Source organism: Klebsiella sp. JN_Kp121, from assembly GCF_040062145.1.
In the GTDB taxonomy this organism is placed as follows: Bacteria; Pseudomonadota; Gammaproteobacteria; order Enterobacterales; family Enterobacteriaceae; genus Klebsiella; species Klebsiella aerogenes.
The window spans coordinates 127,415-151,408 of record NZ_JBEAHX010000007.1; the positions used below are offsets into that span (position 1 = coordinate 127,415).

Genomic DNA, 23,994 nt, shown 5'->3' on the forward strand with positions numbered 1-23,994 from the left:
GCGATGACATTTTCACTTTTCGGCGACAAATTCACCCGTCATTCAGGCATCACCCGCCTGATGGAAGACCTCAATGACGGCCTGCGCACACCGGGCGCGATCATGCTGGGCGGCGGCAACCCCGCGCAAATCCCGGAGATGAATGAATACTTCAATAGCCTGCTGGCCGATATGCTGGATAACGGCAAAGCCCTTGATGCGCTTTGCAATTATGATGGTCCGCAAGGGAAAAGCGAGCTTCTGACCCTGCTTGCGCAAATGCTGCGTGAAGAATTAGGTTGGGAGATCGAACCACAGAATATTGCTCTAACAAATGGCAGTCAGAGCGCGTTTTTCTACTTATTTAACCTGTTTGCCGGCCGCCGTGCCGACGGCACCACCCGCAAAGTGCTGTTCCCGCTGACGCCAGAATATATCGGCTACGCCGATTCCGGGCTGGAAGAGGATCTGTTTGTCGCCACCCGTCCCAACATTGAGCTGCTGCCGGAAGGCCAGTTTAAGTATCACGTGGACTTCGAACATCTGCAGATCACCGAAGAGACGGGGATGATCTGCGTCTCCCGGCCAACCAACCCGACCGGCAACGTCATTACCGACGAAGAGCTTATTAAGCTGGATGCCCTCGCCAATCAGCACGGCGTCCCGCTGGTTATTGATAACGCCTATGGCGTGCCTTTCCCGGGTATTATTTTTAGCGAAGCGCGCCCGCTGTGGAATCCGAACATCGTGCTGTGCATGAGCTTATCCAAGCTCGGCCTGCCGGGCACGCGCTGCGGCATTATCATCGCCAACGAGAAAATCATTACCGCCATCAGCAATATGAACGGCATTATCAGCCTCGCTCCGGGCGGCATTGGTCCGGCAATGATGTGCGAAATGATTAAGCGTAAAGACCTGCTGCGTCTGTCGGAGACGGTGATTAAACCGTTCTATTATCAGCGTGTTCAGGAAACTATCGCTACCATTCGCCGCTATTTGCCGGAAGAACGCTGCCTGATTCATAAACCGGAAGGGGCGATTTTCCTCTGGCTGTGGTTTAAGGATCTGCCGATCTCCACCGAGCTGCTGTATCAGCGCCTGAAACAACGCGGTGTGCTGATGGTGCCGGGCGATTACTTCTTCCCGGGGCTGGACAAGCCGTGGCCGCATACGCATCAGTGCATGCGCATGAACTACGTGCCGGACCCGGAGAAAATCGAGGCGGGAGTGAAAATTCTTGCCGAAGAGATTGAGCGCGCCTGGCAGGAGCAAGACGCCTGATGGTGTTTCCCGGCCATGACTGACCGGGAACATCCGATTACATTGCCTGCGCCGCCCAACGGCGGCGCTCGGCGCTTAATCTTTCCAGCTCGGCGGGCTCAATACAGCGCAGCGCCTGAGTCGGACAGGCCGCTACGCACGCCGGCCCCGTTTGCCGGTGCGCGCACAGATCGCACTTCAGCGCCTGCACGCCTTCGTCGGTCAACATCACCGTCATCGCCCCATAAGGGCACGCCACCATACAGCTTTTACAACCAATGCATAGCCGTTGATCGACTCGCCAGACGTCGCCTTCATGGCGTATTGCCCCTTCCGGGCAGACGTTCGCGCAGGGCGCATCCTCGCACTGACGGCACAGCGTCGCCGTTGATAGCTCATCGCTCTTAACCACCCGAATCCGCGGCGCAAAGCGTCTTGCAGAAACGGTAGAACAATCTTGATCCTGCTGATGCGACACCACGCAGGCCACCTCGCAGGTTCGGCAGCCGATACACTTTTGCGTATCGGCGATAATAAACCGGTTCATCCTCAACTCCATTCGGGATAAAAACGCAGCGTGCCAGAAAAGCCCCGCTACGCGCTTTGATCCTGAATGGAATCAGCAACGTTTTAGGCAAATGCGACATCAAATTTGGGTAAAACCGGGGAGAATGGCGCTTCACCCGGCGGCGTATCGCCGCCGGGGAGTTTTTAGGATTACATCGCGGCGCGGAAAATCGCCATGATTTCTTCGTGAGTCGCCTGAATCGGATTGGTTAAGCCGCAGGCATCTTTCAGCGCGTTGCTGGCCAGCAGCGGGATATCCTCTTCTTTAACGTTCAGATCGCGCAGACCGGCCGGGATGCCGACTTTACGCGCCAGCTCGCGGATGGCCGCGATGCAGGCTTCCGCGCCCTGCTTATCGTTCAGCCCGGCAACGTTCACGCCCATCGCCTGCGCGCAGTCACGCAGACGCGCGGCGGCGACGCTGCAGTTGTACTCCTGCACAAACGGCAGCAGTACGGCGTTGCAGACGCCGTGCGGCAGATCGTAGAAGCCGCCCAGCTGGTGCGCCATCGCGTGGACGTAGCCCAGCGACGCGTTGTTGAAGGCCATACCGGCAAGGAACTGCGCATAGGCCATCGCTTCACGCGCCTGTTCATTGCCGCCATCTTCCACTGCGTGAGTTAAATTCTGTGAAATCATGGTCATCGCTTTCAACGCGCAGGCATCGGTGATCGGCGTCGCCGCGATAGAAACATAGGCTTCGATAGCGTGAGTCAACGCGTCCATACCGGTGGCGGCGGTCAGCGATTTCGGCATCCCCATCATCAGCGAGGAGTCGTTAACCGACAGAACCGGCGTCACGTGCTTATCGACAATCGCCATTTTGATGTGGCGATCGACATCGGTAATGATGCAGAAGCGGGTCATTTCGGAAGCCGTACCGGCGGTGGTATTGATAGCGATCATCGGCAATTGCGGTTTTGCCGAACGGTCCACCCCTTCATAGTCACGGATGTTGCCGCCATTTGCCGCGACCAGCGCGATACCTTTCGCGCAATCGTGCGGGGAACCGCCGCCCAGGGAAATCACGCAGTCGCAGTTATTCTCTTTCAGCAGCGCCAGGCCGTTTTCGACGTTCAGAGTCGTCGGGTTCGGGTGCACGCCGTCATACACCACGCTGAAAATATCCCGCTCCTGTAACGCCTTTTGTACTTCACCCGCCATACCTAATTTATTCAGCATCGCGTCGGTGACGATTAATGCCCGACGATATCCGTATTGCTGGATAGTATTCATCGCTTCAGTAACAGAACCAGCGCCAATAACGTTTACTGGCGGAATATAAAAAGTCGATGCAGCCATGATGATTCCTTCATTTAGGTGAATATCATGGAAGGGTACGAGGATGTCGAAATAAAAAACATGACCTGAACGCCATTTCTGGCAAGAAATTTGATTAAAAACAGTACGTTAATATTTTCATTTTTAACGTACTGTTAAACATTACCGGCTTAATTTTTCATTTGCGTTATTATTCGCCGTTTTTATTTTCAGGGAATAACAGCGCATCGCGGAGAAGATGATCGTTACCCCGACGGCGGGTAAAGCCAATGCGGTCGAAATATTCGAGAATTTGAATCGCCAGTTTACGGCCAATATTCAGCGTATCGCGAAAATCCGCCGCACAGGTGGAACCACGCTGCAGATCCAGGCGGCGGATCAATTGCGCAAATTCAACAATCCGATCGTTGCGATAATAACGATCTTTTACGATCGCCGTAATCATCCCCTGCTGCGCCGCCTGGCGCAGCACCGCGCGCATCAACGACTCTTCGACGTTCAGATCGCGCGCCAGATCGCGCACCCACCATGGCTCATCGGCGAAGAGCGATGCCGCGCGCTGCCAGATGACCTGCTGCTCATCGGTAAACCCGGCTTTATGTTCCGGCAGGTGCAGCCAGCCGTGATGGCTTTGAATGACGCCGCTGCTGCGCATCTGTTCAATCAACAACAGCACCAGCGCTTCATCTTCCATCGGCAGCGCAATCCGCCGCAGGCGTTCACGCCCCGGCCCCGGCTCATCGCGATGCTGGTCGTGATAACGGGCCAGCGCGTCGAGCAGTTTTTTCTGCCAGCGGGCGGCCAGCGGCGCACTAAGCAGGCTATTCCCGGCCTGCAGGTAGTCCGGACGGTTAATTAATGCCGTCAGGCCGTCGGCGCTCAGCTGCCGCGCCCAGGCAAACTCGTCAAGACGCACCGCATCGCGCTGCAAATGAATATCCAACGCCTGCGCATCGTCGCCCCGCGCCGCCGCCAGTGCGTAAAGCCACTGCAGATATTCCGGCTTGCGTTTACCGCGGCGCGGCGGATTCAGCGTCACCACCCGCGCGCCGGCCAGCGTCAAACGGGCGGAGATATCGCGCAACACCAGGCGATCGTTGTCCGCCAGCCACAGCGGCGTATCCAGCACCAGCTCGGCCAGATTGCCTTCCAGTAACGAAACGCGGCCAGTGATATGACTGGCGGCATGGTGGATATGCAGCGACTGCCACTGGCTGAGCGGCGCGTGACAGGTGAGCTCGACGATCGCCCGCTCGCAAGGTTCTGCGGGCTGCGCCGAGAGCAGCCAGTCGCCGCGGCTGAGATCCTCTTTTTGCGCGTCGCCGACGATGTTCAGCGCGATACGCTGCCCGGCCCGCGCCTGTTCAACCGGCTGATTCTGCGCATGTAGCCCACGGACGCGCATGGGTTTATTGGCGCCGGTCAGCCAGAGGGTATCGCCGATTTTTACCTCGCCGGATAACGCCGTCCCGGTCACCACCAGCCCCGCGCCCTTAACGGTAAAGGCGCGATCCAGCGCCAGACGAAAACGCTGCTGTTGCGGATGCGCGCGCTCGGTCAGCTGGAGCAAATGGCTGCGCAGTTCGGTAATGCCGCGGTTTTCCGTCGCCGCGGTGGCGAAGAAAGCCACGTCGTCGAACCCCAGCTCGCTCAGCGTGGATTCCACCTGTGCCCGGACTTCGGCAACCCGCGCCGCGTCCACACGGTCCGTTTTGGTCAACGCAACGGTTAACGTCGGTTTTCCCGTTAACTGCAGAATTGCCAGGTGCTCGCGGGTTTGCGCCATCACGCCGTCATCGCAGGCCACCACCAGCAGCGCGTGATCGATCCCGCCCACGCCAGCCAACATGTTGGACAAAAACTTTTCATGCCCCGGCACATCGATAAAACCCAACACCCGGCCATCAGGCTGCGGCCAATAGGCGTAGCCGAGATCGATAGTCATCCCTCGCGATTTCTCTTCCGGAAGACGATCGGCGTTGACGCCGGTAATCGCCTGCAGCAGCGTGGTTTTGCCGTGGTCCACATGTCCGGCGGTGGCAATAATCATCTCAATAACATCTCCATAAACCGGGGTTCATCTTCAAGACAGCGCAGATCCAGCCATAAGCGGCCATCATAAATTCTGCCGATCGTCGGTATCGGCAAGGCGCGCCAGCGCGCGGCCAGCGCTTCCAGCTGGCTGCCGCGACCATCGCGCGGCGTAAAGGTTAACGCGGCGCTGGGCAGTCGGTCGACCGGCAACGACCCGCTGCCGATTTGCGATAAACACGCTTCGACGCGCACGTCAAAATCGCTATAGTGCGCCGCCAGCCCAGGCTGAATACGCTCGCCCTGCTGACGAATATCTTCAGCGCGGCGGGTTAGCAGGCGCAGCGTCGGCAGCTCGTCGGCCAGCGCTTCCGGATGCAGATACAGCCGCAGAGTCGCCTCCAGCGCCGCCAGCGTCATTTTATCCGCCCGCAGCGCGCGCTTAAGCGGATGACTCTGTAACTTCGCGATCAGCGCCCGATCGCCGACGATAATCCCCGCCTGCGGTCCGCCGAGCAGCTTATCGCCGGAAAAGCTCACCAGATTCACGCCCGCCGCAATCAATTCCTGCGGCATCGGTTCTTTCGGCAAACCGTACTGGCTCAAATCCACCAGCGAGCCGCTGCCGAGATCGGCCACCACCGGCACGCCATGTTCGCGGCCCATTTCCGCCAGCTCCGCCTCATCGACCTCTTTGGTAAAGCCTTCAATGCTGTAGTTGCTGGTATGCACTTTCATCAGCAGCGCAGTCTGCTCATTGATAGCCTGACAATAATCTTTGGCGTGGGTGCGATTAGTGGTGCCCACTTCATGCAGCAAACAACCGGCCTGGCGCATGACGTCGGGGATGCGGAATGCGCCGCCGATCTCGACCAGCTCGCCGCGCGAGACCACCACTTCTTTCCCGCTGGCCGTCGCCGCCAGCATCAGCAGCACCGCCGCCGCGTTGTTATTGACGATACAGGCATCTTCCGCGCCGGTAATGCGGCACAGCAGATCGGCCAATGCCCGGTCGCGATGACCGCGTCCGGCATCGTCGAGATCGTATTCCAGCGTGACCGGCGCGCGCATCGCCTGCGCTACCGCCTGTACCGCGGCTTCCGCCTGGATTGCGCGCCCCAGATTGGTGTGCAGCACGGTGCCCGTGAGGTTGAATACCGGACGCAGCGCGCTCTGCTGGTTAAGATTCAGCCGGCTGGCGGTCTCTTGCGGCCAGTCGTCGCACCACTCTGGCAATGCCTGCGCCTGGCGGATATGCTCCCGCGCCTCATCCAACATCTGGCGCAGCAGCGCCACGATTTGCGAATGGCCATGACGATCGAGCAGTAAAGCAAAAGCGGGATCGCGAAGTAAACGATCAATGGCCGGAAGCCGGGTATAAAGCGCGCGAGTATCGGTAGACATGAGTGAACCTGACGATAAGTTATTTTCCCCCCTCCCGACGGGAGAGGGAGTCAACAATGAGTGGCGATTGTAACGCCTGCGCGAGGAAACTGTTACCTGCCTGGGTCAACTCCCTGGCGGTTCGGTACGCGCAAAACTGGCGCGCTGAAATAAGGTCTCGACCAGTTTGACCAGTTTTGGCCGCGTCGCGCACCATCCGGGAGCCACGCGACGGAAATTCAGATAAGCAATGGCGCAGGCGGCAGTAATGGTCGCCAGATTCAGTTCACCATTACGCAAGGTACCGTCGGCGGCGTACCCTTCCAACATATCAAGGCCGCGAGCGATTTTTTCCCGCTGGCGGAGCAGCTCGGTTTCTGACTGCTGGGCCGCCGGACGCGCTTTTTCCCGCACCAGCGCGATCGCCGCCTCCATGATGCCGTCAGATAAGGCTTCCAGCTGGCGTATCTTCAGCGCCGCCAGAGGTTCCGCGGGCAGCATCGCCGGCGCGACGTTAAGCAGTTCCAGATATTGCGCAATAATGGGCGAATCAAACCAGCACGCGCCGTCATCGGTCAGCAGCGCCGGGACTTTACCCAGCGGGTTGTACTGCGCCACGCCGTTGACGTCGTTATAGGGGAGTTCGTTCACAAACTCGAAGGGAATCGCCTTTTCCAGCAAGATGACGGAAATTTTACGTACAAAAGGACTGGTATAGCTGCCGATAAGTTTCATTGCCTGCTCCTTTCGCCAACGAAAAGATCAGTATGGTTCAGGCGCAGGCAAATGGCAGGCGCGACGTTGTCTCAACCTGCCGCCGATCGCATTAATGATCGAGATAGAGGTAGTGCATCCAGCTGGTCATGCGCAGCAGCACTTTTCTCATCACCGACACGTGGGTGAAATGGTCGGAATAGACCGCTACCTGGGCGTAGATGCCGTCGGGCAGCGCATCGACTTGCGCATCGGGATCCAGTTCAATCGTCGCCAGCACGCCATCGGTACCCGGCGTGACGCTCAGCGACTGCAGCGATCCCTGCGCCTGATAAGTCCCCCCCGGCACCACCGGCAATACGTTGACCAGTTTACCGTGGAATACCTGCCCTGGCAGGGCGTTAAACACCGCTTCGGCATCATCGCCGGCTTCCAGCCTGAGCAACGAATTCTGGCGGAACTGGGCGACAATCAGCCGTTTTTGTTGCGGAATAAAGACCATCACCGGGCGCAGCGGCAGCGACGCGGCGTAGGTTCCCGGGCGAATCAGTACCTGGGTAATGTAGCCATCGCTCGGCGCCCGGACGGTGGTCTGATCGAGATTATATTTCGCTTCCGCCAACTGCGCGCGCAGGCTCACCACCTGCGACTGTTCGCCATTCAGCGTGCTATCCAGTTGGCTCTGAATCTGCGCCTGCTCGGCGACGGAGGCTTTCACCAATGCATCCTGGGCAAGGTAGTTTTGCCGGGCATTATCGATATCGCTTTCCGAAAACGGGTTGACCCGCGCCTGGCTGCCTTTCAAATAGCGCTGATAATCTTTATACAGCCGGTCGCGCTCGGCGGAAACGCGCACGGTGTTCGCCTGCGCTTCCTGCAGTTGGGCTTTCAGGGTGTTGATACTGTGCAATGCGGTGACCAGATCGGCCTGCAGTCGGTCAACACGCGCCTGGTAGCGCGCCGGGTCGATAGTAAATAATACCTCGCCCTTTTTCACCCGCTGGTTGGCTTTATCGGTCACGCTGCTGACAATGCCGGTAACCTGCGGCGTAATAGGAATGGAAATAACCGCTTTCTGCGCCGTAAAAGTATAAGGATGGTTATAGTTCATCAATAAAATAAGCGCGCTAACAATAAATACTCCGCCCAGGGCCGCGGTCGGGACCGTCCATTTATTTACCGGAATACGGAATATTTTAAATACCGACCACGCAATGGCCACGTACGTCAAAATGATCAACAGGTCCATGATTATTTCTCCGTCGAGGATGGCGGCGCTGTCGGCTGCAGTTGCGCAATTTTATGTTCGAGTTCAGCGATACGCTGATTGAGCTGCGCCAGCTCGCTGTCGGCATCATCAGGCCCTGCTTCATTCGGCTTATGCTGCATTCCCCAGCCGCGCTCCGGCTGATAGAGGGTGGCCCAGATCCATAAAAATGGCCATATTACGTGCAGCGTAAACAGGCTAACCCACCCCGCGACGTGAATTGCGTCAGAGTGCGGATGATTACGTTTCTTCGCAATCAGGTACGGAATATCGTGCAAAATAATAATCCCGTAAAAAATAACCAGAAAAACGAAGATCAGAACGCCCAGCGCAAAATAATTGAGAAACATAATTTCCTCGATTCACGCTAATAGATTATTGGAATTGTGAGCGACCGCGAAGCGGCGCCTGGCTGACAATTTGAGCATAATTCACCGTATTCATTTCCGCCATCAGCGGCAAAAAATGTTCTTCATGCAGGTGAGTTGCAAAGTTACATCGTTGGCCGCTGGGGAAAGCAGAACCTGCGGCAGATCACACCTGGCGGAATTGAGCGCAAAATATTTTGTGATGCTCATCACAAACAAATAACAAAATCGCAAAGTTATAATGTGACGAATATCACATAAATATGCGATTCAGGAGCTTTCATGGCCTGTTGTTGTTTTTTTACACATCATTTTTGTGATGATGATCACTACATATAAGCACCAGACACCTATATTTATGTGATCAAAATCACATAAAAAGCCGCTCGCTGGACAGCTTAACGATTCAGTGCCAGATTTCGCACTATCAATCAGGGTCCGGCTACCTCTGCCGCCACATTAACAACAAACCTCGGGCGTTCAGCCTGCGCGATAAGCAAAACAGAAGAAGGGGTGTTTTATGTCATCCGATATCAAGATCAAGGTGCAAAGCTTTGGTCGTTTCCTCAGCAATATGGTGATGCCGAATATCGGCGCGTTTATCGCGTGGGGGATTATCACCGCGTTATTTATCCCAACAGGGTGGTTGCCGAACGAGACGCTGGCGAAGCTGGTCGGCCCGATGATCACCTACCTGCTGCCGCTACTGATCGGTTATACCGGCGGTAAGTTGGTTGGCGGTGAACGCGGCGGCGTCGTCGGCGCTATCACCACCATGGGCGTTATCGTCGGCGCGGATATGCCGATGTTCCTCGGCTCAATGATCGCCGGCCCGCTCGGTGGCTACTGCATTAAGAAATTTGACGCCTGGGTAGACGGTAAAATCAAATCCGGTTTCGAAATGCTGGTGAATAACTTCTCCGCCGGCATCATCGGGATGATCCTTGCCATTCTGGCGTTCCTCGGCATCGGCCCGGCGGTTGAAGTGCTGTCAAAACTGCTGGCGGCTGGCGTTAACTTCATGGTGGCGCACGACATGCTGCCGCTGGCGTCTATCTTTGTTGAACCGGCGAAAATCCTGTTCCTCAATAACGCGATTAACCACGGTATCTTCTCGCCGCTGGGTATTCAGCAGTCCCATGAGCTTGGCAAATCCATCTTCTTCCTGATTGAAGCTAACCCGGGTCCGGGGATGGGCGTTCTGCTGGCGTACATGTTCTTTGGCCGCGGCAGCGCGAAGCAGTCTGCGGGCGGTGCGGCAATCATCCACTTCCTGGGCGGTATCCACGAAATTTACTTCCCGTACGTGCTGATGAACCCGCGTCTGATTCTGGCCGTTATCCTCGGCGGTATGACCGGTGTCTTCACCCTGACTATCCTCAACGGCGGCCTGGTTTCCCCGGCTTCCCCGGGTTCCATTCTGGCGGTACTGGCGATGACGCCAAAAGGCGCCTACTTCGCTAACATCGCGGCCATTATTGCGGCGATGGCGGTCTCCTTTATTGTCTCTGCCATTCTGCTGAAAACCAGCAAAGTGAAAGAAGAAGACGATATCGAAGCCGCAACCCGTCGCATGCACGACATGAAAGCCGAGTCCAAAGGCGCGGCGACGCCGCTGGCCGCGGGCGACGTGGCTAACGACCTGAGCCACGTGCGTAAAATCATCGTTGCCTGCGACGCCGGTATGGGTTCCAGCGCCATGGGCGCCGGGGTACTGCGTAAGAAAGTCCAGGATGCCGGACTGAGCAATATCTCTGTCACCAACAGCGCGATTAACAATCTGCCGCCGGATGTCGACCTGGTGATCACCCACCGCGACCTGACCGAGCGCGCCATGCGCCAGGTACCGCAGGCGCAGCATATTTCGCTGACCAACTTCCTCGACAGCGGCCTGTATACCAGCCTGACCGAGCGTCTGGTGGCGGCGCAGCGCCACATCGACAACGAAGTGAAAGTCACCGATAGCCTGAAAGACAGCTTTGATGCGGGCAACAGCAACCTGTTCAAGCTGGGCGCGGATAACATCTTCCTCGGGCGCAAAGCGGCGACCAAAGAAGAGGCCATTCGCTTCGCCGGTGAACAACTGGTGAAAGGCGGATACGTTGAGCCGGAATACGTGCAGGCGATGCTCGACCGCGAGAAGCTGACCTCAACCTATCTTGGCGAATCTATCGCGGTACCGCACGGTACCATTGAAGCGAAAGACCGGGTACTGAAAACCGGCGTCGTCTTCTGCCAGTATCCGGAAGGCGTGCGCTTCGGCGAAGAAGAAGATGAAGTCGCGCGTCTGGTCATCGGTATCGCCGCCCGCAACAACGAACACATTCACGTTATCACCAGCCTGACTAACGCGCTGGATGATGAAACCGTGATTGAGCGGCTGGCGAAAACCACCAGCGTCGAAGAAGTCCTGTCGTTGCTGAATAAATAACCACAACGCTCCATACCCTCTCCCTTTGGGAGAGGGTTGGGGTGAGGGAAAAGCCTCACCCCAGCCCTCTCAGGTAAAAACATTAATTGAAGGTTAATACTATGAAAGCATTACATTTTGGCGCAGGTAATATCGGACGTGGCTTCATTGGCAAACTGCTGGCTGACGCCGGTATCTCCCTTACGTTCGCCGATGTTAATCAGGTGGTCCTTGATGCCCTGAATGCCCGTCATAGCTATCAGGTCCACGTGGTGGGTGAAAACGAACAGGTTGATACCGTCTCCGGCGTGAATGCCGTCAGCAGCATTGGCGATGAGGTGGTGGATCTGATCGCCGATGTCGACCTGGTGACCACCGCGGTCGGCCCCGTCGTTCTGGAGCGTATCGCCCCTGCCATCGCCAAAGGCCTGGTGAAACGTAAAGCGCAGGGTATTGAACGCCCGCTGAATATCATCGCCTGCGAAAACATGGTACGCGGCACCAGCCAGCTGAAAGGCCATGTGTTTAACGCGCTGGCGGAAGAGGACAAAGCGTGGGTTGAAGCACATATCGGCTTCGTCGACTCCGCCGTAGACCGCATCGTTCCGCCGTCGGCTTCCGCCACCCACGATCCGCTGGAAGTCACCGTTGAAACCTTCAGCGAATGGATTGTGGATAAAACCCAGTTTAAGGGCGAGCTGCCGAACATCCCAGGAATGGAATTAACCGATAACCTGATGGCATTTGTCGAGCGTAAGCTATTCACCTTAAACACCGGGCATGCTATAACCGCCTACCTCGGGAAACTGGCGGGCCATCAAACGATTCGCGACGCGATTCTCGATGAGCACATTCGCGCCGTCGTGAAAGGCGCAATGGAAGAGAGCGGCGCGGTGCTGATTAAACGCTACAGCTTTGATGCGCAGAAACACGCGGCTTATATCCAGAAGATCCTCGGTCGCTTTGAGAACCCGTATCTGAAAGATGATGTGGAGCGCGTCGGCCGCCAGCCGCTGCGTAAATTGAGCGCGGGCGATCGTTTGATCAAGCCGCTGCTTGGCACGCTGGAATACGGCCTGCCGCACCGGAACCTGGTAAAAGGGATTGCCGCGGCCATGCATTTCCGCAGCGAAGACGATCCGCAGGCTCAGGAACTGGCGGCGCTGATTGCCGAAAAAGGGCCACAGGCCGCGCTGGCGCAGATTTCCGGTCTGGATGCGGCAAGCGCTGTAGTGGCGGAAGCCGTTAACGACTACAACGCGGTAAAATGATGTACAACCTGGCGCGGCCGATGCCGCGCCCAATACCACTCCTGTCAGATATGCAGGCAATAATGGAAGAAACACAGGCATTTGAAAACCGCGTACTTGAGCGTTTAAATGCTGGTAAGACCGTAAGAAGTTTCCTGATAGCCGCCGTCGAACTCCTGACGGAGGCAGTCAATATTCTGGTACTTCAGGTATTCCGCAAAGACGATTACGCGGTGAAATACGCAGTGGAACCATTGCTGGACGGCAGTGGGCCGCTGGGCGATCTTTCCGTACGCCTGAAGCTTATCTACGGCCTTGGGGTGATAAGCCGCGCCGAATACGAAGATGCCGAGCTATTGATGGCCTTGCGTGAAGAGCTCAATCATGACGGCAATGAGTACGCTTTCACCGACGATGAAATTCTCGGGCCGTTAGGCGAGCTGCACTGCGTCGCCGCGCTTCCGCCAACGCCGCTGTTTGATGAGAGCGATAAGGAACTGCTGGCAATGCAGAAACTGCGCTACCAGCAGATGGTACGTTCTACGATGGTGTTGTCTCTGACTGAGCTGATTTCCCGAATCAGCTTAAAAAAAGCCTTCCAGAAATCAACGCTCTGACTCCGCTTCTTGCTGGTCGCACGTCGGCCGGTACAGCTGCCGGTAATACTCCAGACGACTCAGAAATAGCGCTTTTTTATCCTCAGGAATATCGCGCGGTATCCGCTGTAAACGCGGGCATTTTTTCAGATATTCCATAAACGCCTGGCTCGAGGCCATGAAATCTACCGTTTTATCGATGATACGTGGTACGCCGTCGCCGATTTTCGCCATCACGCTCTCCTCTGTTCAGGGGGATCTTATTAAGGATTGGCGAAAAAAAGGGAGCAAGTTGAGGAAAACGTGCTGAATGGTCGTCAGGCTTCACAAAAATGATAAACAGCTTAATTAAAATTACAATATCACTACTATTCAGATAGTTATAATGTATCAGGTCTCATGCTTACGGCGGTGAAGCCACGAGTATTTCGATAAAAAACTATCAACAAAGGCCCGCCCGGCCCATACTATGTAACGTCGAAGCCCTTTTATTCACAGATAAAATTACCATGAAAGAAGTCGAAAAGAATGAAATCAAGCGTTTGAGCGACCGTCTCGACGCCATCCGCCACCAGCAGGCCGGCCTGTCGCTGGTCGAAGCCGCCGATAAATACGCGGAGCTGGAAAAAGAAAAAGCGACCCTGGAAACGGAAATCGAACGCCTGCGTTCCGTTCAGTCGCAGAAGCTGAGCAAAGAAGCGCAGAAACTGATGAGCATGCCGCACCGCCGCGCCATCACCAAAAAAGAGCAGGCCGATATGGGCAAGCTGAAGAAAAGCGTGCGCGGACTGGTTGTCGTCCATCCGATGACCGCGCTGGGCCGCGAAATGGGCCTCAAAGAGATGACCGGCTTCGCGAAGAGCGAGTTTTAATCTTTTGCCGCTGTGAGTTTGTCGTCTATTACCCGGTAGCCCTACCGGGCCGTGAACTCACAGCCAATTTCCCCTTCTCCGCTAAATTGGCCCAACCAATTATTTCTTAAACCGTCAATCGGTTCACATATCCATCACTTTGCATCACAAACGCGTTGCTATGCCATAACACTTGGTTAACCATCAATTGTCGTTAACCCTACAATCGCAATTTGGCTGGGCCAATTTTACAAACAGTGTGATCGGCAATGGGCGCAGACCCAACCTGATGCATTGGATGTGGCCCGATGGAGACCTGCATGAACCTCTGGCAACAAAATTACGATCCGGCTGGTAATATCTGGCTATCGAGCCTTATCGCCTCACTGCCGATTCTGTTTTTCTTTTTCGCCCTGATTAAGCTCAAGCTTAAAGGCTATATCGCCGCCACCTGGACCGTAGCCATCGCGCTGCTTGTCGCCCTGCTGTTCTACAAAATGCCGGTCGATCGCGCCTTATCGTCGGTGGTATACGGCTTCTTCTACGGCCTGTGGCCTATCGCGTGGATTATTATCGCCGCGGTCTTCGTCTATAAAATCTCGGTAAAGACCGGGCAGTTCGACATTATCCGCTCGTCGATTCTTTCGATTACACCGGATCAGCGCCTGCAGATGCTGATTGTCGGCTTCTCCTTCGGCGCCTTCCTCGAAGGGGCCGCCGGTTTCGGCGCGCCGGTGGCGATCACCGCCGCGCTGCTGGTTGGGCTCGGCTTCAATCCGCTATACGCCGCCGGGCTGTGCCTGATTGTTAACACCGCGCCGGTGGCCTTCGGCGCCATGGGGATCCCGATTCTGGTCGCCGGCCAGGTGACCGGCATCGATAGCTTCGCCATCGGCCAGATGGTTGGCCGCCAACTGCCGTTCCTGACCATTATCGTGCTGTTCTGGATCATGGCAATTATGGACGGCTGGCGCGGGGTGAAAGAGACGTGGCCTGCGGTGATGGTCGCAGGCGGCTCGTTCGCTATCGCGCAGTACCTCAGCTCTAACTTCCTCGGCCCGGAACTGCCGGACATCATCTCTTCGCTGGTGTCGCTGGTGTGCCTGACGCTGTTCCTCAAGCGCTGGCAGCCGGTACGTATCTTCCGCTTTGGCGATATGGGCGCCGCGCAGGTTGATCAAACGCTGGCGCGCACGCATTACACCGCCGGTCAGGTCATTCGCGCCTGGTCGCCGTTCCTGTTCCTCACCGCCACCGTCACCCTGTGGAGCGTACCGCCGTTTAAAGCGCTGTTTGCGCCGGGCGGGGCGATGTATGACTTCGTGGTTAACATCCCGGTACCGTTCCTCGACAAAATGGTCGCCCGTATGCCGCCGGTGGTGAGCGCCGCGACGCCGTACGCCGCGGTGTACAAATTCGACTGGCTGTCGGCGACCGGCACCGCCATCCTGTTCGCCGCTATACTGTCTATCGTCTGGCTGCGTATGAAGCCAAAGGATGCGCTGACCACTTTCGCCGGGACGCTGAAAGAGCTGGCGCTGCCTATTTACTCCATCGGCATGGTGCTGGCGTTCGCCTTTATTTCAAACTACTCCGGGCTGTCATCGACGCTGGCGTTGGCGCTGGCGCATACCGGCCACGCGTTTACCTTCTTCTCGCCGTTCCTCGGCTGGCTGGGGGTCTTCCTGACCGGTTCGGATACTTCGTCTAACGCGCTATTCGCCGCGCTGCAGGCGACGGCAGCCCAGCAAATCGGCGTCTCCGATATTCTGCTGGTCGCCGCGAATACCACCGGTGGGGTGACAGGCAAGATGATTTCGCCCCAGTCGATCGCCATTGCCTGCGCCGCGGTAGGCCTGGTGGGTAAAGAGTCGGACCTGTTCCGCTTTACCGTCAAGCACAGTCTGATCTTCACCTGCATGGTGGGCCTGATTACCACCCTGCAGGCTTATGTCTTAACCTGGATGATTCCGTGAAAGTGATGCCAAAACGCCTGGCTGACGACGTCGCAAATCGCGTCCGGGCGCTGATAGAAGAACAACAGCTGGAGGCGGGCATGCGTTTGCCCGCCGAGCGCCAGCTTGCCGTCCAGCTCGGTGTTTCACGCAATTCGCTGCGTGAAGCGCTGGCGATGCTGGTCAACGAAGGGGTGCTGCTTAGCCGTCGCGGCGGCGGCACCTTCGTGCGCTGGCAGCACGAGCCCTGGTCGGAGCAAAACATCGTCCAGCCGCTGAAAACGCTGCTCGCCGACGACCCCGACTACAGTTTTGATATTCTCGAAGCCCGCCACGCTATTGAAGCCAGCACCGCCTGGCATGCGGCGATGCGGGCCACCGACGCCGAAAAAGAAAAAATCCGCCTCTGTTTTGAAGCCACCCTCAGCGATGACCCGGATCTCGCCTCACAGGCGGATGTTCGCTTCCACCTGGCGATCGCTGAAGCCTCACATAATGTGGTGCTGCTGCAAACCATGCGCGGTTTCTTCGAGCTTCTGCAATCCTCGGTGAAGCAGAGCCGCCAGCGCATGTATCTGGTGCCGCCGGTGTTCGCGCGTCTGACCGAACAACATCAGGCGGTAATGGAAGCGATCTTCGCCGGCGACGCGGAAGGCGCCCGCCAGGCGATGATGGCCCACCTCGGTTTTGTCCACTCCACCATTAAACGTTTTGATGAAGACCAGGCCCGCCAGGCGCGTATTACCCGCCTGCCCGGTGACCACAATGAAAATTCCAGGGAGAACTCGTGATGATTATTTCCGCCGCCAGCGACTATCGCGCCGCCGCACAGCGTATCCTGCCACCATTTCTGTTCCACTATATCGACGGCGGCGCCTACGCCGAACATACCCTGCGCCGCAACGTTGAAGACCTCTCCGACGTGGCGCTACGCCAGCGCATTCTGCGCAATATGTCGGATCTGAGCCTGGAGACCACGTTATTCAACGAAAAGCTGGCGATGCCAACGGCGCTGGCGCCGGTCGGGCTGTGCGGCATGTACGCGCGCCGCGGCGAAGTGCAGGCAGCGGGCGCGGCGGACGACAAAGGCATCCCGTTTACCCTCTCTACCGTTTCCGTTTGCCCGATTGAAGAGGTCGCCCCGACCATCAAACGCCCGATGTGGTTCCAGCTGTATGTCCTGCGCGATCGCGGATTTATGCGCAATGCGCTGGAGCGCGCCAAAGCCGCAGGCTGCTCCACGCTGGTCTTTACCGTGGATATGCCGACCCCCGGCGCGCGCTATCGCGACGCCCATTCTGGCATGAGCGGCCCAAACGCCGCCATGCGCCGCTACTGGCAGGCCGTCACTCATCCGCAGTGGGCATGGGACGTCGGTCTCAACGGCCGCCCGCACGACCTGGGCAATATCTCCGCCTACCTCGGCAAACCGACCGGGCTTGAGGATTACATCGGCTGGCTGGCGAATAATTTCGATCCGTCGATTTCATGGAAAGACCTGGAGTGGATCCGCGACTTCTGGGACGGCCCAATGGTGATCAAAGGGATCCTCGACCCGGAGGACGCCCGCGATGCGGTGCGCTTCGGCGCTGACGGCATTGTCGTCTCCAACCACGGCGGCCGCCAGCTTGACGGCGTGCTCTCTTCCGCCCGCGCCCTGCCCGCCATTGCCGATGCGGTTAAAGGCGACATCACTATTCTCGCCGACAGCGGTATCCGCAACGGTCTCGACGTGGTGCGGATGATCGCCCTTGGCGCCGACAGCGTGCTGCTGGGCCGCGCGTATCTGTACGCGCTGGCGACCCACGGCAAGCAGGGGGTGGCGAATCTGCTCAACCTTATCGAGAAAGAGATGAAAGTGGCGATGACGCTGACCGGGGCGAAATCCATCAGCGAAATCAGCCGCGATTCGCTGGTGCAGAATGCCGAAGCGCTGCAGACCTTCGATGCGCTCAAGCAGGACAATGCCGCGTAATTCTCCGCGTTTTCCCTTACGCCGCCCCTCTCCCTCAGGGTGAGGGGCCCGTCCGGCTGGAATCGGTTTTCTCCTTCTCCCTCTGGGAGAGGGTCGGGGTGAGGGTTCAACAAATATCTGCTATTCTGCCCCCCGCAATTAAGGGGGCAGTATGCTGAACATCGTGTTATTCGAACCAGAAATCCCGCCGAACACCGGCAATATCATCCGCCTGTGCGCCAACACCGGCTTCAATTTACATATCATTGAGCCGATGGGCTTTACCTGGGACGATAAACGCCTGAGACGCGCCGGGTTGGATTATCACGAGTTCACCGCCGTACAGCGCCACGCGGATTACGCGGCGTTTGTCGCCAGCGCGAAGCCGCAACGGTTGTTCGCCCTCACGACTAAAGGCACGCCCGCCCACAGCGCGATAAGCTATCAGGATGGTGATTTCTTGATGTTTGGTCCGGAAACGCGCGGCCTGCCGGCCAGCATCCTCGATGCCCTGCCGGCGGAGCAAAAAATCCGTATTCCGATGATGCCGGACAGCCGCAGCATGAACCTGTCAAACGCGGTGTCGGTGGTGGTGTATGAAGCCTGGCGTCAGTTGGGATACCCCGGCGCCGTGTTGCGCCGCTAACCTGAGCGGTTCCCGGATTGCGGCGCGCTGCGCCTTATCCGGGCTACTCGCGCTACAACCGCATCAATACTGCCTGAAACTGCCGGTGTTGGTGGCCTCAAAATCGCTGAGACGTTCCCGGAAGGCCGGGGCAGCCCGCATGGATGCGGGCTGAGGGCCGTGTTTTGCACGGACGCTGCCTCGGCCCGACCCGAAGCCTGCCGGGATAAGTCGAAGGTACCACGAAGTGGCGATTTTGGCGGCCAGAGCCCGGGAGTACAGTGGGCGGCGGCGACTGGCCGCCCTCTGTGCGCTCCCTGCGCCATGAAAGACATAACGCAGAAGAAATATCGGGAGCGCAATGTGCTCGGAAACAGCACAGAACAACCGTTTATCCAGGAGCGAAACAGTTGCAAAGTGATAGCAGATATCTACATTTCTGAGCTTCGCGGCGGCAAATGGCAATACATCAAATTCCGTCGCCGTACTCGAAGGTATGGTGGATGCCATTAAAATGCTGATCCATATCCATCGCCGGTTTGTCGCTCTCCGGCTTGCCGACGATGCGCGCCGGTACGCCTGCGGCGGTGGTATGCGGCGGCACAGGTTGTAGCACCACGGAACCGGCGCCAATCTTCGCCCCGCGCCCGACTTCGATATTGCCGAGGATCTTCGCCCCGGCGCCAATCATCACGCCTTCGCGAATTTTCGGGTGACGGTCGCCGCTGGTTTTACCGGTACCGCCGAGGGTCACAGACTGCAGGATGGATACGTCGTCTTCAATCACCGCCGTTTCACCGACCACGATACCGGTGGCGTGGTCGAGCATGATCCCACGGCCAATCTTCGCCGCCGGATGAATATCGACCTGGAACGAGACGGAAACCTGGTTCTGCAGGAAAATAGCCAGCGCGCGGCGACCCTGATTCCACAGCCAGTGGCCGATACGATAGGCCTGCAGCGCATGGAAGCCTTTCAGGTACAACAGCGGCGTTGAGTATTTATCGACCGCAGGGTCACGGGTACGTACCGCCTGGATATCACAGGCGGCGGAAGCGATCATCTCCGGGTCAGCAGCATAGGCCTCTTCCACCACTTCGCGAATAGCGATAGCAGGCATAATCGGCGAGGCCAGCTTATTCGCCAGCATATAGCTCAGGGCGCTGCCCAGATTTTCGTGCTTGAGTAGCGTTGCATGGTAAAAACTGGCGAGCATCGGCTCACAGTCGGCCAAAGCCCGGGCTTCGGCTTTAATATTGTTCCAGACGATATCCAGTTCTTCACACGGCATTGCATACTCCAGACGATAAGAATTATGACCGGTCAGTTCTTCGCTGACCGGGTCATACAGGTAACAGACTTTCCCTGCGGCTAGTTGGCGCTGCGTTCGTCCTTGCGTGCGCGACCTAATAAGGTCAATGCTGCCTCGCGCGCAATTTTTCCGCAATACAATACCTGATAAATTTCCTCGGTTATTGGCATTTCGACGCCTAAACGCTGCGCCAGAACGCGAACCTCTTTGGTATTGCGATAGCCTTCAACCACCTGGCCAATCTTGTCCTGCGCGCTTTGCACGTCCATGCCCTGTCCGAGCATCATGCCAAAACGGCGGTTTCGCGATTGGTTATCGGTACAAGTCAGTACCAGGTCGCCCAACCCGGCCATGCCCATGAAGGTTTCCGGATCGGCGCCTAGCGCCGCGCCGAGACGGGACATTTCCACCAGCCCACGGGTGATCAACGCCGTACGCGCATTCGCGCCAAAGCCGATGCCGTCAGACATCCCGGCGCCGATGGCGATAACGTTTTTCACCGCGCCGCCCAACTGCACGCCGATAAAATCCGGGTTGATGTAGACGCGGAAGCTTTTACCGCAGTGCAGCAAGCGCTGAAGGTCTTCTGCAAACTGCGGATCCGTCGCCGCCAGCGAAATCGCCGTCGGTAGGCCGGCGGCCAGCTCTTTGGCAAAAGTCGGACCAGAGATGACCGCTAATGGGATGTCATCGCCCAGCGCTTCACGCGCCACGTCCTGCAGCAGACGGCCGGTTTCGGCCTCCAGACCTTTCGTCGCCCACACCAGACGCGCATCGGAACGCATCAGCGGTTTAATCTGGCGCAGAACCTGGCCGAAGACGTGGCTCGGCACCACCACGAGGATATCGCGGCTGGCGGCCAGCGCCGTCGCTAAATCGCTCTCAAGGCGCAGCGTGTCCGGGAAGGGCACATCGGGAAGGAACGCGGCGTTGCAGCGATCGTGTTGCAGCGTCGCGATATGTTTCGGGTCATGGCCCCAGAGGACAACCTCGTGGCCATTTCTTGCCAGGGTGATGGCAAGAGCGGTGCCGTAAGAGCCGGCACCGATCACAGTCATTGCAGCATTAAGCGCGTTCATCAGGCATCCTGATGTTGTTCAGCACCTTCGCCAGCCTGCTGTTGCAGATAGTTCATAAACAGCGCGTCAAAGTTCACCGGCGCAAGGTTGAGTTGCGGGAAGGTGCCGCGGGAAACCAGGCTGGTAACGGTCTCGCGAGCGTACGGGAACAGAATGTTCGGGCAGTACGCGCCGAGGCAGTGCGCCATTTGGTTGCCATCGATGCCGTCGATGGAGAAGATGCCGCCCTGCTGTACTTCGCACAGGAATGCGGTTTCTTCGCCCAGCGATGCCGTTACGGTGACACGCAGCACCACTTCATAAACGCCTTCAGCCAGTTGGCTGGAAGCGGTATCCAGATCAAGTTTAACTTCCGGCTGCCAATCTTTCTGGAAAACTTGCGGCGCATTTGGCGCTTCGAAGGAAACGTCTTTGGTGTAGATGCGCTGAATCTGGAAAGTCATTTCGGTGCTGTTTTGTTCTGACATAGTAAAACCCTTTCGTGTTGTCCTTAAATACGCGCCCCTGGATGGGGAAAGCGTAAAAATTAGCGCAAGAGGGGATCAAGTCCACCACGTGAATCAAGCGCATACAAGTCGTCACAGCCGCCAATGTGCTGCGCATCAATAAAAATCTGCGGAACCGTCGTCCGGCCGCTGCGCTGGATCATCTCTTCACGCTTTGCGGCATCGCCATCGATAGGCAGTTCGTTGAACGTCACGCCCTTGCTGTTCAGCAGCGCTTTAGCGCGGATGCAAAACGGGCAGGTCGCTTTGGTATAGATCTCAATATTGGCCATGACTCACTCCTGTTTTTACCCCGAGGGATTTTACGCCGCAGAGGCTCCCCGCCGCCTGAGAGGTTATCGGGGAAACCGCTGCGCCATAACGACGCGGGGGTAAATTATTTGCCGCGTACCAGCGGAAGGTTCTCGCCGCTCCAGCCTGCGATACCTTCTTTCAGTACAAAGACTTTTTCGAATCCGGCTTTATTCAGCAGGCTGGCAGGTTCTTGCGCCTGCATGCCGGACCCATCCACAACAATAATGGGTTGTGCTTTGTGTTTTTCCAACTCGCCGACGTTATTTGCTTTGATATCGGCAGGCAGCAGGTTGATAGCGCCGGCGATATGGCCTTTACGGAAGTCGTCACGCTGACGCAGGTCGACAACAACGGCTTCTTCTTTGTTGATAAGACGCGTCGCTTCACCACGAGTAATGACTTTAACTTTTGACATCAAGCCTTTAAAGGTGGTGAACAGTACCGCACCCAGCAGCGCGATCCACGCGATGCTCAGGACCGGGTGACGGCCGATGAATTGCATAATTTCTTGCATGGGGGGTTACAACTCCCGACTAAGTGATAAAAAAACCAGGGAAGGAGTATACCTGTGCATTGCGGCAAATACAGCCAGTGAGCGCGATGTAATGTATTTTCTGCGGCCCGTCACGAAAAAAAAACCGACTTCGCCATCGACTGTGGCGTCACCCCTTCCCTTTCTTTGATCTTTTACGGTGATTTGATCGATTCAGCTGTAGTAAAATTACGCAAATTTTCTGTCTTTGAGCATGAGGTTGTCGCAATGTCGGTTACTAAAAAACCTATGGTACTGGTGATTCTGGATGGCTACGGCTACCGTGAAGACCAGCAGGATAACGCCATTTATAGCGCGAAAACGCCGGTAATGGACGCACTGTGGGCAAAACGCCCGCACACCCTGATTGATGCATCCGGTCTGGAAGTCGGCCTGCCTGACCGCCAGATGGGTAACTCCGAAGTGGGCCACGTTAACCTCGGCGCGGGCCGTATCGTGTATCAGGATCTGACCCGTCTGGACGTTGAAATCAAAGAACGCACCTTCTTTGCCAACCCGGTGCTGACCGGCGCGGTCGACAAAGCCGTCGCCGCCGGTAAAGCGGTACACATCATGGGCCTGATGTCGCCTGGCGGCGTTCACAGCCACGAAGACCACATCATGGCGATGGTAGAACTGGCCGCCGAACGCGGCGCAGAGAAAATCTATCTGCACGCTTTCCTCGATGGCCGCGACACGCCGCCGCGCAGCGCTGAAGCCACGCTGGCTAAATTCGAAGCTAAATTCACCGCGCTTGGCAAAGGCCGTATCGCCTCTATCATTGGCCGCTACTACGCCATGGACCGCGACAACCGCTGGGATCGCGTAGAGCAAGCCTATGACCTGATGACGCTGGCCAAAGGCGAATTCCAGGCCGACACCGCCGTGGCGGGCCTGCAGGCAGCCTACGCGCGTGACGAAAACGACGAGTTCGTCAAAGCGACCGTTATCCGCGCCGCCGGCCAGGCCGATGCCGCAATGGAAGACGGCGACGCGCTGATCTTCATGAACTTCCGCGCTGACCGCGCGCGCGAAATCACCCGCGCCTTCGTTAACGCCGACTTCGACGGCTTCGCGCGTAAGAAAGTGGTTAACCTCGATTTCGTGATGCTGACCGAATACGCCGCCGACATCAAAGTCGCTTGCGCTTATCCACCAGCTTCACTGGTGAACACTTTCGGCGAGTGGATGGCGAAGCACGACAAAACCCAGCTGCGCATCTCCGAAACCGAGAAATATGCGCACGTGACCTTCTTCTTTAACGGCGGGGTAGAAAATCCGTTCAAAGGCGAAGACCGTATTCTGATTAACTCGCCGAAGGTCGCCACTTACGACCTGCAGCCGGAAATGAGCTCCGCCGAGCTGACCGAGAAACTGGTTGCGGCCATCAAAGGCGGTCAGTATGACACCATCATCTGCAACTACCCGAACGGCGATATGGTAGGCCATACCGGGGTGATGGAAGCCGCCGTGAAAGCGGTTGAAGCGCTGGATCACTGCATTGAGCAAGTGGCCGCGGCCGTTGAATCCGTCGGCGGCCAGCTGCTGATCACCGCCGACCACGGCAACGCCGAACAGATGCGCGATCCGGCGACCGGGCAGGCGCACACCGCGCATACTAACCTGCCGGTTCCGCTGATCTACGTTGGCGACAAAACGGTGAAAGTGGCCGAAGGCGGCAAGCTTTCCGACATCGCGCCAACCATGCTGTCGCTGATGGGAATGGAAATCCCGCAAGAGATGACTGGCAAGCCGCTGTTCATCGTGGAATAATCCTTCC

Annotated in this window: 23 protein-coding genes; 10 read left to right on the forward strand and 13 right to left on the reverse strand. The window is 57.2% G+C overall.

Annotated elements, in window-relative coordinates; translation table 11 throughout:
* Positions 1-3: 3 nt before the first annotated feature.
* Positions 4-1,260, forward strand: a complete 1,257-nt coding sequence (avtA, locus tag ABLU86_RS12030) for a valine--pyruvate transaminase (RefSeq protein ID WP_015369199.1) — start codon at positions 4-6, stop codon at positions 1,258-1,260.
* Between the two features lie 37 nt (positions 1,261-1,297).
* On the opposite strand, the gene ABLU86_RS12035 is transcribed toward avtA, so the two are convergent.
* The 7 genes from ABLU86_RS12035 to ABLU86_RS12065 form a co-directional block, all read right to left on the reverse strand.
* Positions 1,298-1,786, reverse strand: a complete 489-nt coding sequence (locus tag ABLU86_RS12035) for a 4Fe-4S binding protein (protein ID WP_015369198.1) — start codon at positions 1,784-1,786, stop codon at positions 1,298-1,300.
* A 170-nt stretch (positions 1,787-1,956) separates the two neighbouring features.
* Positions 1,957-3,108: an L-threonine dehydrogenase gene (gene yiaY, locus ABLU86_RS12040; RefSeq protein ID WP_045359266.1), complete on the reverse strand. Its 1,152-nt coding sequence runs from the start codon at positions 3,106-3,108 to the stop codon at positions 1,957-1,959.
* 169 nt (positions 3,109-3,277) lie between these two features.
* Positions 3,278-5,137, reverse strand: a complete 1,860-nt coding sequence (selB, locus tag ABLU86_RS12045; RefSeq protein ID WP_045359268.1) for a selenocysteine-specific translation elongation factor — start codon at positions 5,135-5,137, stop codon at positions 3,278-3,280.
* Positions 5,134-6,522: an L-seryl-tRNA(Sec) selenium transferase gene (gene selA, locus ABLU86_RS12050; RefSeq protein WP_045359270.1), complete on the reverse strand. Its 1,389-nt coding sequence runs from the start codon at positions 6,520-6,522 to the stop codon at positions 5,134-5,136. The genes selB and selA overlap by 4 nt, the downstream gene beginning before the upstream one ends.
* Positions 6,523-6,627: 105 nt before the next feature.
* Complete coding sequence (locus ABLU86_RS12055; protein WP_042893610.1) at positions 6,628-7,236, reverse strand: glutathione S-transferase; 609 nt, start codon at positions 7,234-7,236, stop codon at positions 6,628-6,630.
* Between the two features lie 91 nt (positions 7,237-7,327).
* A complete protein-coding gene (locus ABLU86_RS12060; protein ID WP_042893612.1) occupies positions 7,328-8,464 on the reverse strand; it encodes an HlyD family secretion protein in 1,137 nt (378 codons plus the stop codon).
* 2 nt (positions 8,465-8,466) lie between these two features.
* The gene (locus ABLU86_RS12065; protein WP_042893614.1) at positions 8,467-8,832 is read right to left on the reverse strand and encodes a DUF3302 domain-containing protein; all 366 of its coding nucleotides are present in this window, start codon (positions 8,830-8,832) and stop codon (positions 8,467-8,469) included.
* 538 nt (positions 8,833-9,370) lie between these two features.
* Here ABLU86_RS12065 and mtlA point away from each other — a divergent pair.
* The 3 genes from mtlA (at position 9,371) to mtlR (ending at position 13,127) form a co-directional block, all read left to right on the forward strand.
* Entirely contained in the window at positions 9,371-11,281 is a 1,911-nt protein-coding gene (gene mtlA, locus ABLU86_RS12070; protein WP_047064494.1) for a PTS mannitol transporter subunit IICBA, read from the forward strand.
* A 101-nt stretch (positions 11,282-11,382) separates the two neighbouring features.
* On the forward strand, positions 11,383-12,531 hold the full coding sequence (gene mtlD, locus ABLU86_RS12075) for a mannitol-1-phosphate 5-dehydrogenase (protein WP_015703789.1): 1,149 nt from the start codon (positions 11,383-11,385) through the stop codon (positions 12,529-12,531).
* A complete protein-coding gene (mtlR, locus tag ABLU86_RS12080) occupies positions 12,531-13,127 on the forward strand; it encodes a mannitol operon repressor MtlR (protein ID WP_020077694.1) in 597 nt (198 codons plus the stop codon). The genes mtlD and mtlR overlap by 1 nt, the downstream gene beginning before the upstream one ends.
* Here mtlR and ABLU86_RS12085 read toward each other — a convergent pair.
* Positions 13,116-13,340, reverse strand: a complete 225-nt coding sequence (locus ABLU86_RS12085; RefSeq protein WP_015369187.1) for a hypothetical protein — start codon at positions 13,338-13,340, stop codon at positions 13,116-13,118. The two genes, mtlR and ABLU86_RS12085, sit on opposite strands and share 12 nt — an antisense overlap.
* 275 nt (positions 13,341-13,615) lie before the next feature.
* Between ABLU86_RS12085 and ABLU86_RS12090 the strand changes: the two genes are divergently transcribed.
* The 5 genes from ABLU86_RS12090 (at position 13,616) to trmL (ending at position 18,512) form a co-directional block, all read left to right on the forward strand.
* The gene (locus tag ABLU86_RS12090; protein ID WP_047038008.1) at positions 13,616-13,978 is read left to right on the forward strand and encodes a YibL family ribosome-associated protein; all 363 of its coding nucleotides are present in this window, start codon (positions 13,616-13,618) and stop codon (positions 13,976-13,978) included.
* Between the two features lie 299 nt (positions 13,979-14,277).
* Positions 14,278-15,933 (forward strand): L-lactate permease, encoded by a 1,656-nt coding sequence (lldP, locus tag ABLU86_RS12095; protein ID WP_015369185.1) that lies wholly within the window; start codon positions 14,278-14,280, stop codon positions 15,931-15,933.
* On the forward strand, positions 15,930-16,703 hold the full coding sequence (gene lldR / locus ABLU86_RS12100; protein WP_047043057.1) for a transcriptional regulator LldR: 774 nt from the start codon (positions 15,930-15,932) through the stop codon (positions 16,701-16,703). Before lldP ends, lldR begins: the two co-directional genes overlap by 4 nt.
* Entirely contained in the window at positions 16,703-17,887 is a 1,185-nt protein-coding gene (gene lldD / locus ABLU86_RS12105; RefSeq protein ID WP_020077693.1) for a quinone-dependent L-lactate dehydrogenase, read from the forward strand. The genes lldR and lldD overlap by 1 nt, the downstream gene beginning before the upstream one ends.
* A 151-nt stretch (positions 17,888-18,038) precedes the next feature.
* Complete coding sequence (gene trmL, locus ABLU86_RS12110) at positions 18,039-18,512, forward strand: tRNA (uridine(34)/cytosine(34)/5-carboxymethylaminomethyluridine(34)-2'-O)-methyltransferase TrmL (RefSeq protein WP_047053582.1); 474 nt, start codon at positions 18,039-18,041, stop codon at positions 18,510-18,512.
* A gap of 448 nt (positions 18,513-18,960) precedes the next feature.
* Here the strand turns inward: trmL and cysE are convergent, their stop codons facing one another.
* The 5 genes from cysE to ABLU86_RS12135 form a co-directional block, all read right to left on the reverse strand.
* Positions 18,961-19,782 carry a serine O-acetyltransferase gene (gene cysE / locus ABLU86_RS12115; RefSeq protein ID WP_004106845.1) on the reverse strand — a complete coding sequence of 274 codons (822 nt, stop codon included), beginning with the start codon at positions 19,780-19,782 and terminating at the stop codon, positions 18,961-18,963.
* A gap of 80 nt (positions 19,783-19,862) precedes the next feature.
* Positions 19,863-20,882, reverse strand: a complete 1,020-nt coding sequence (gpsA, locus tag ABLU86_RS12120; protein WP_015369181.1) for an NAD(P)H-dependent glycerol-3-phosphate dehydrogenase — start codon at positions 20,880-20,882, stop codon at positions 19,863-19,865.
* On the reverse strand, positions 20,882-21,349 hold the full coding sequence (secB, locus tag ABLU86_RS12125; RefSeq protein ID WP_015369180.1) for a protein-export chaperone SecB: 468 nt from the start codon (positions 21,347-21,349) through the stop codon (positions 20,882-20,884). The genes gpsA and secB overlap by 1 nt, the downstream gene beginning before the upstream one ends.
* Before the next feature lie 59 nt (positions 21,350-21,408).
* Positions 21,409-21,660 (reverse strand): glutaredoxin 3, encoded by a 252-nt coding sequence (grxC, locus tag ABLU86_RS12130; protein ID WP_015369179.1) that lies wholly within the window; start codon positions 21,658-21,660, stop codon positions 21,409-21,411.
* 104 nt (positions 21,661-21,764) lie between these two features.
* Positions 21,765-22,196, reverse strand: coding sequence for a rhodanese-like domain-containing protein (locus tag ABLU86_RS12135; protein ID WP_015369178.1), 432 nt, complete (start codon positions 22,194-22,196; stop codon positions 21,765-21,767).
* Positions 22,197-22,442: 246 nt separating this feature from the next.
* Between ABLU86_RS12135 and gpmM the strand changes: the two genes are divergently transcribed.
* Positions 22,443-23,987, forward strand: coding sequence for a 2,3-bisphosphoglycerate-independent phosphoglycerate mutase (gene gpmM, locus ABLU86_RS12140; RefSeq protein WP_015703792.1), 1,545 nt, complete (start codon positions 22,443-22,445; stop codon positions 23,985-23,987).
* The last annotated feature ends 7 nt before the right edge of the window (positions 23,988-23,994 follow it).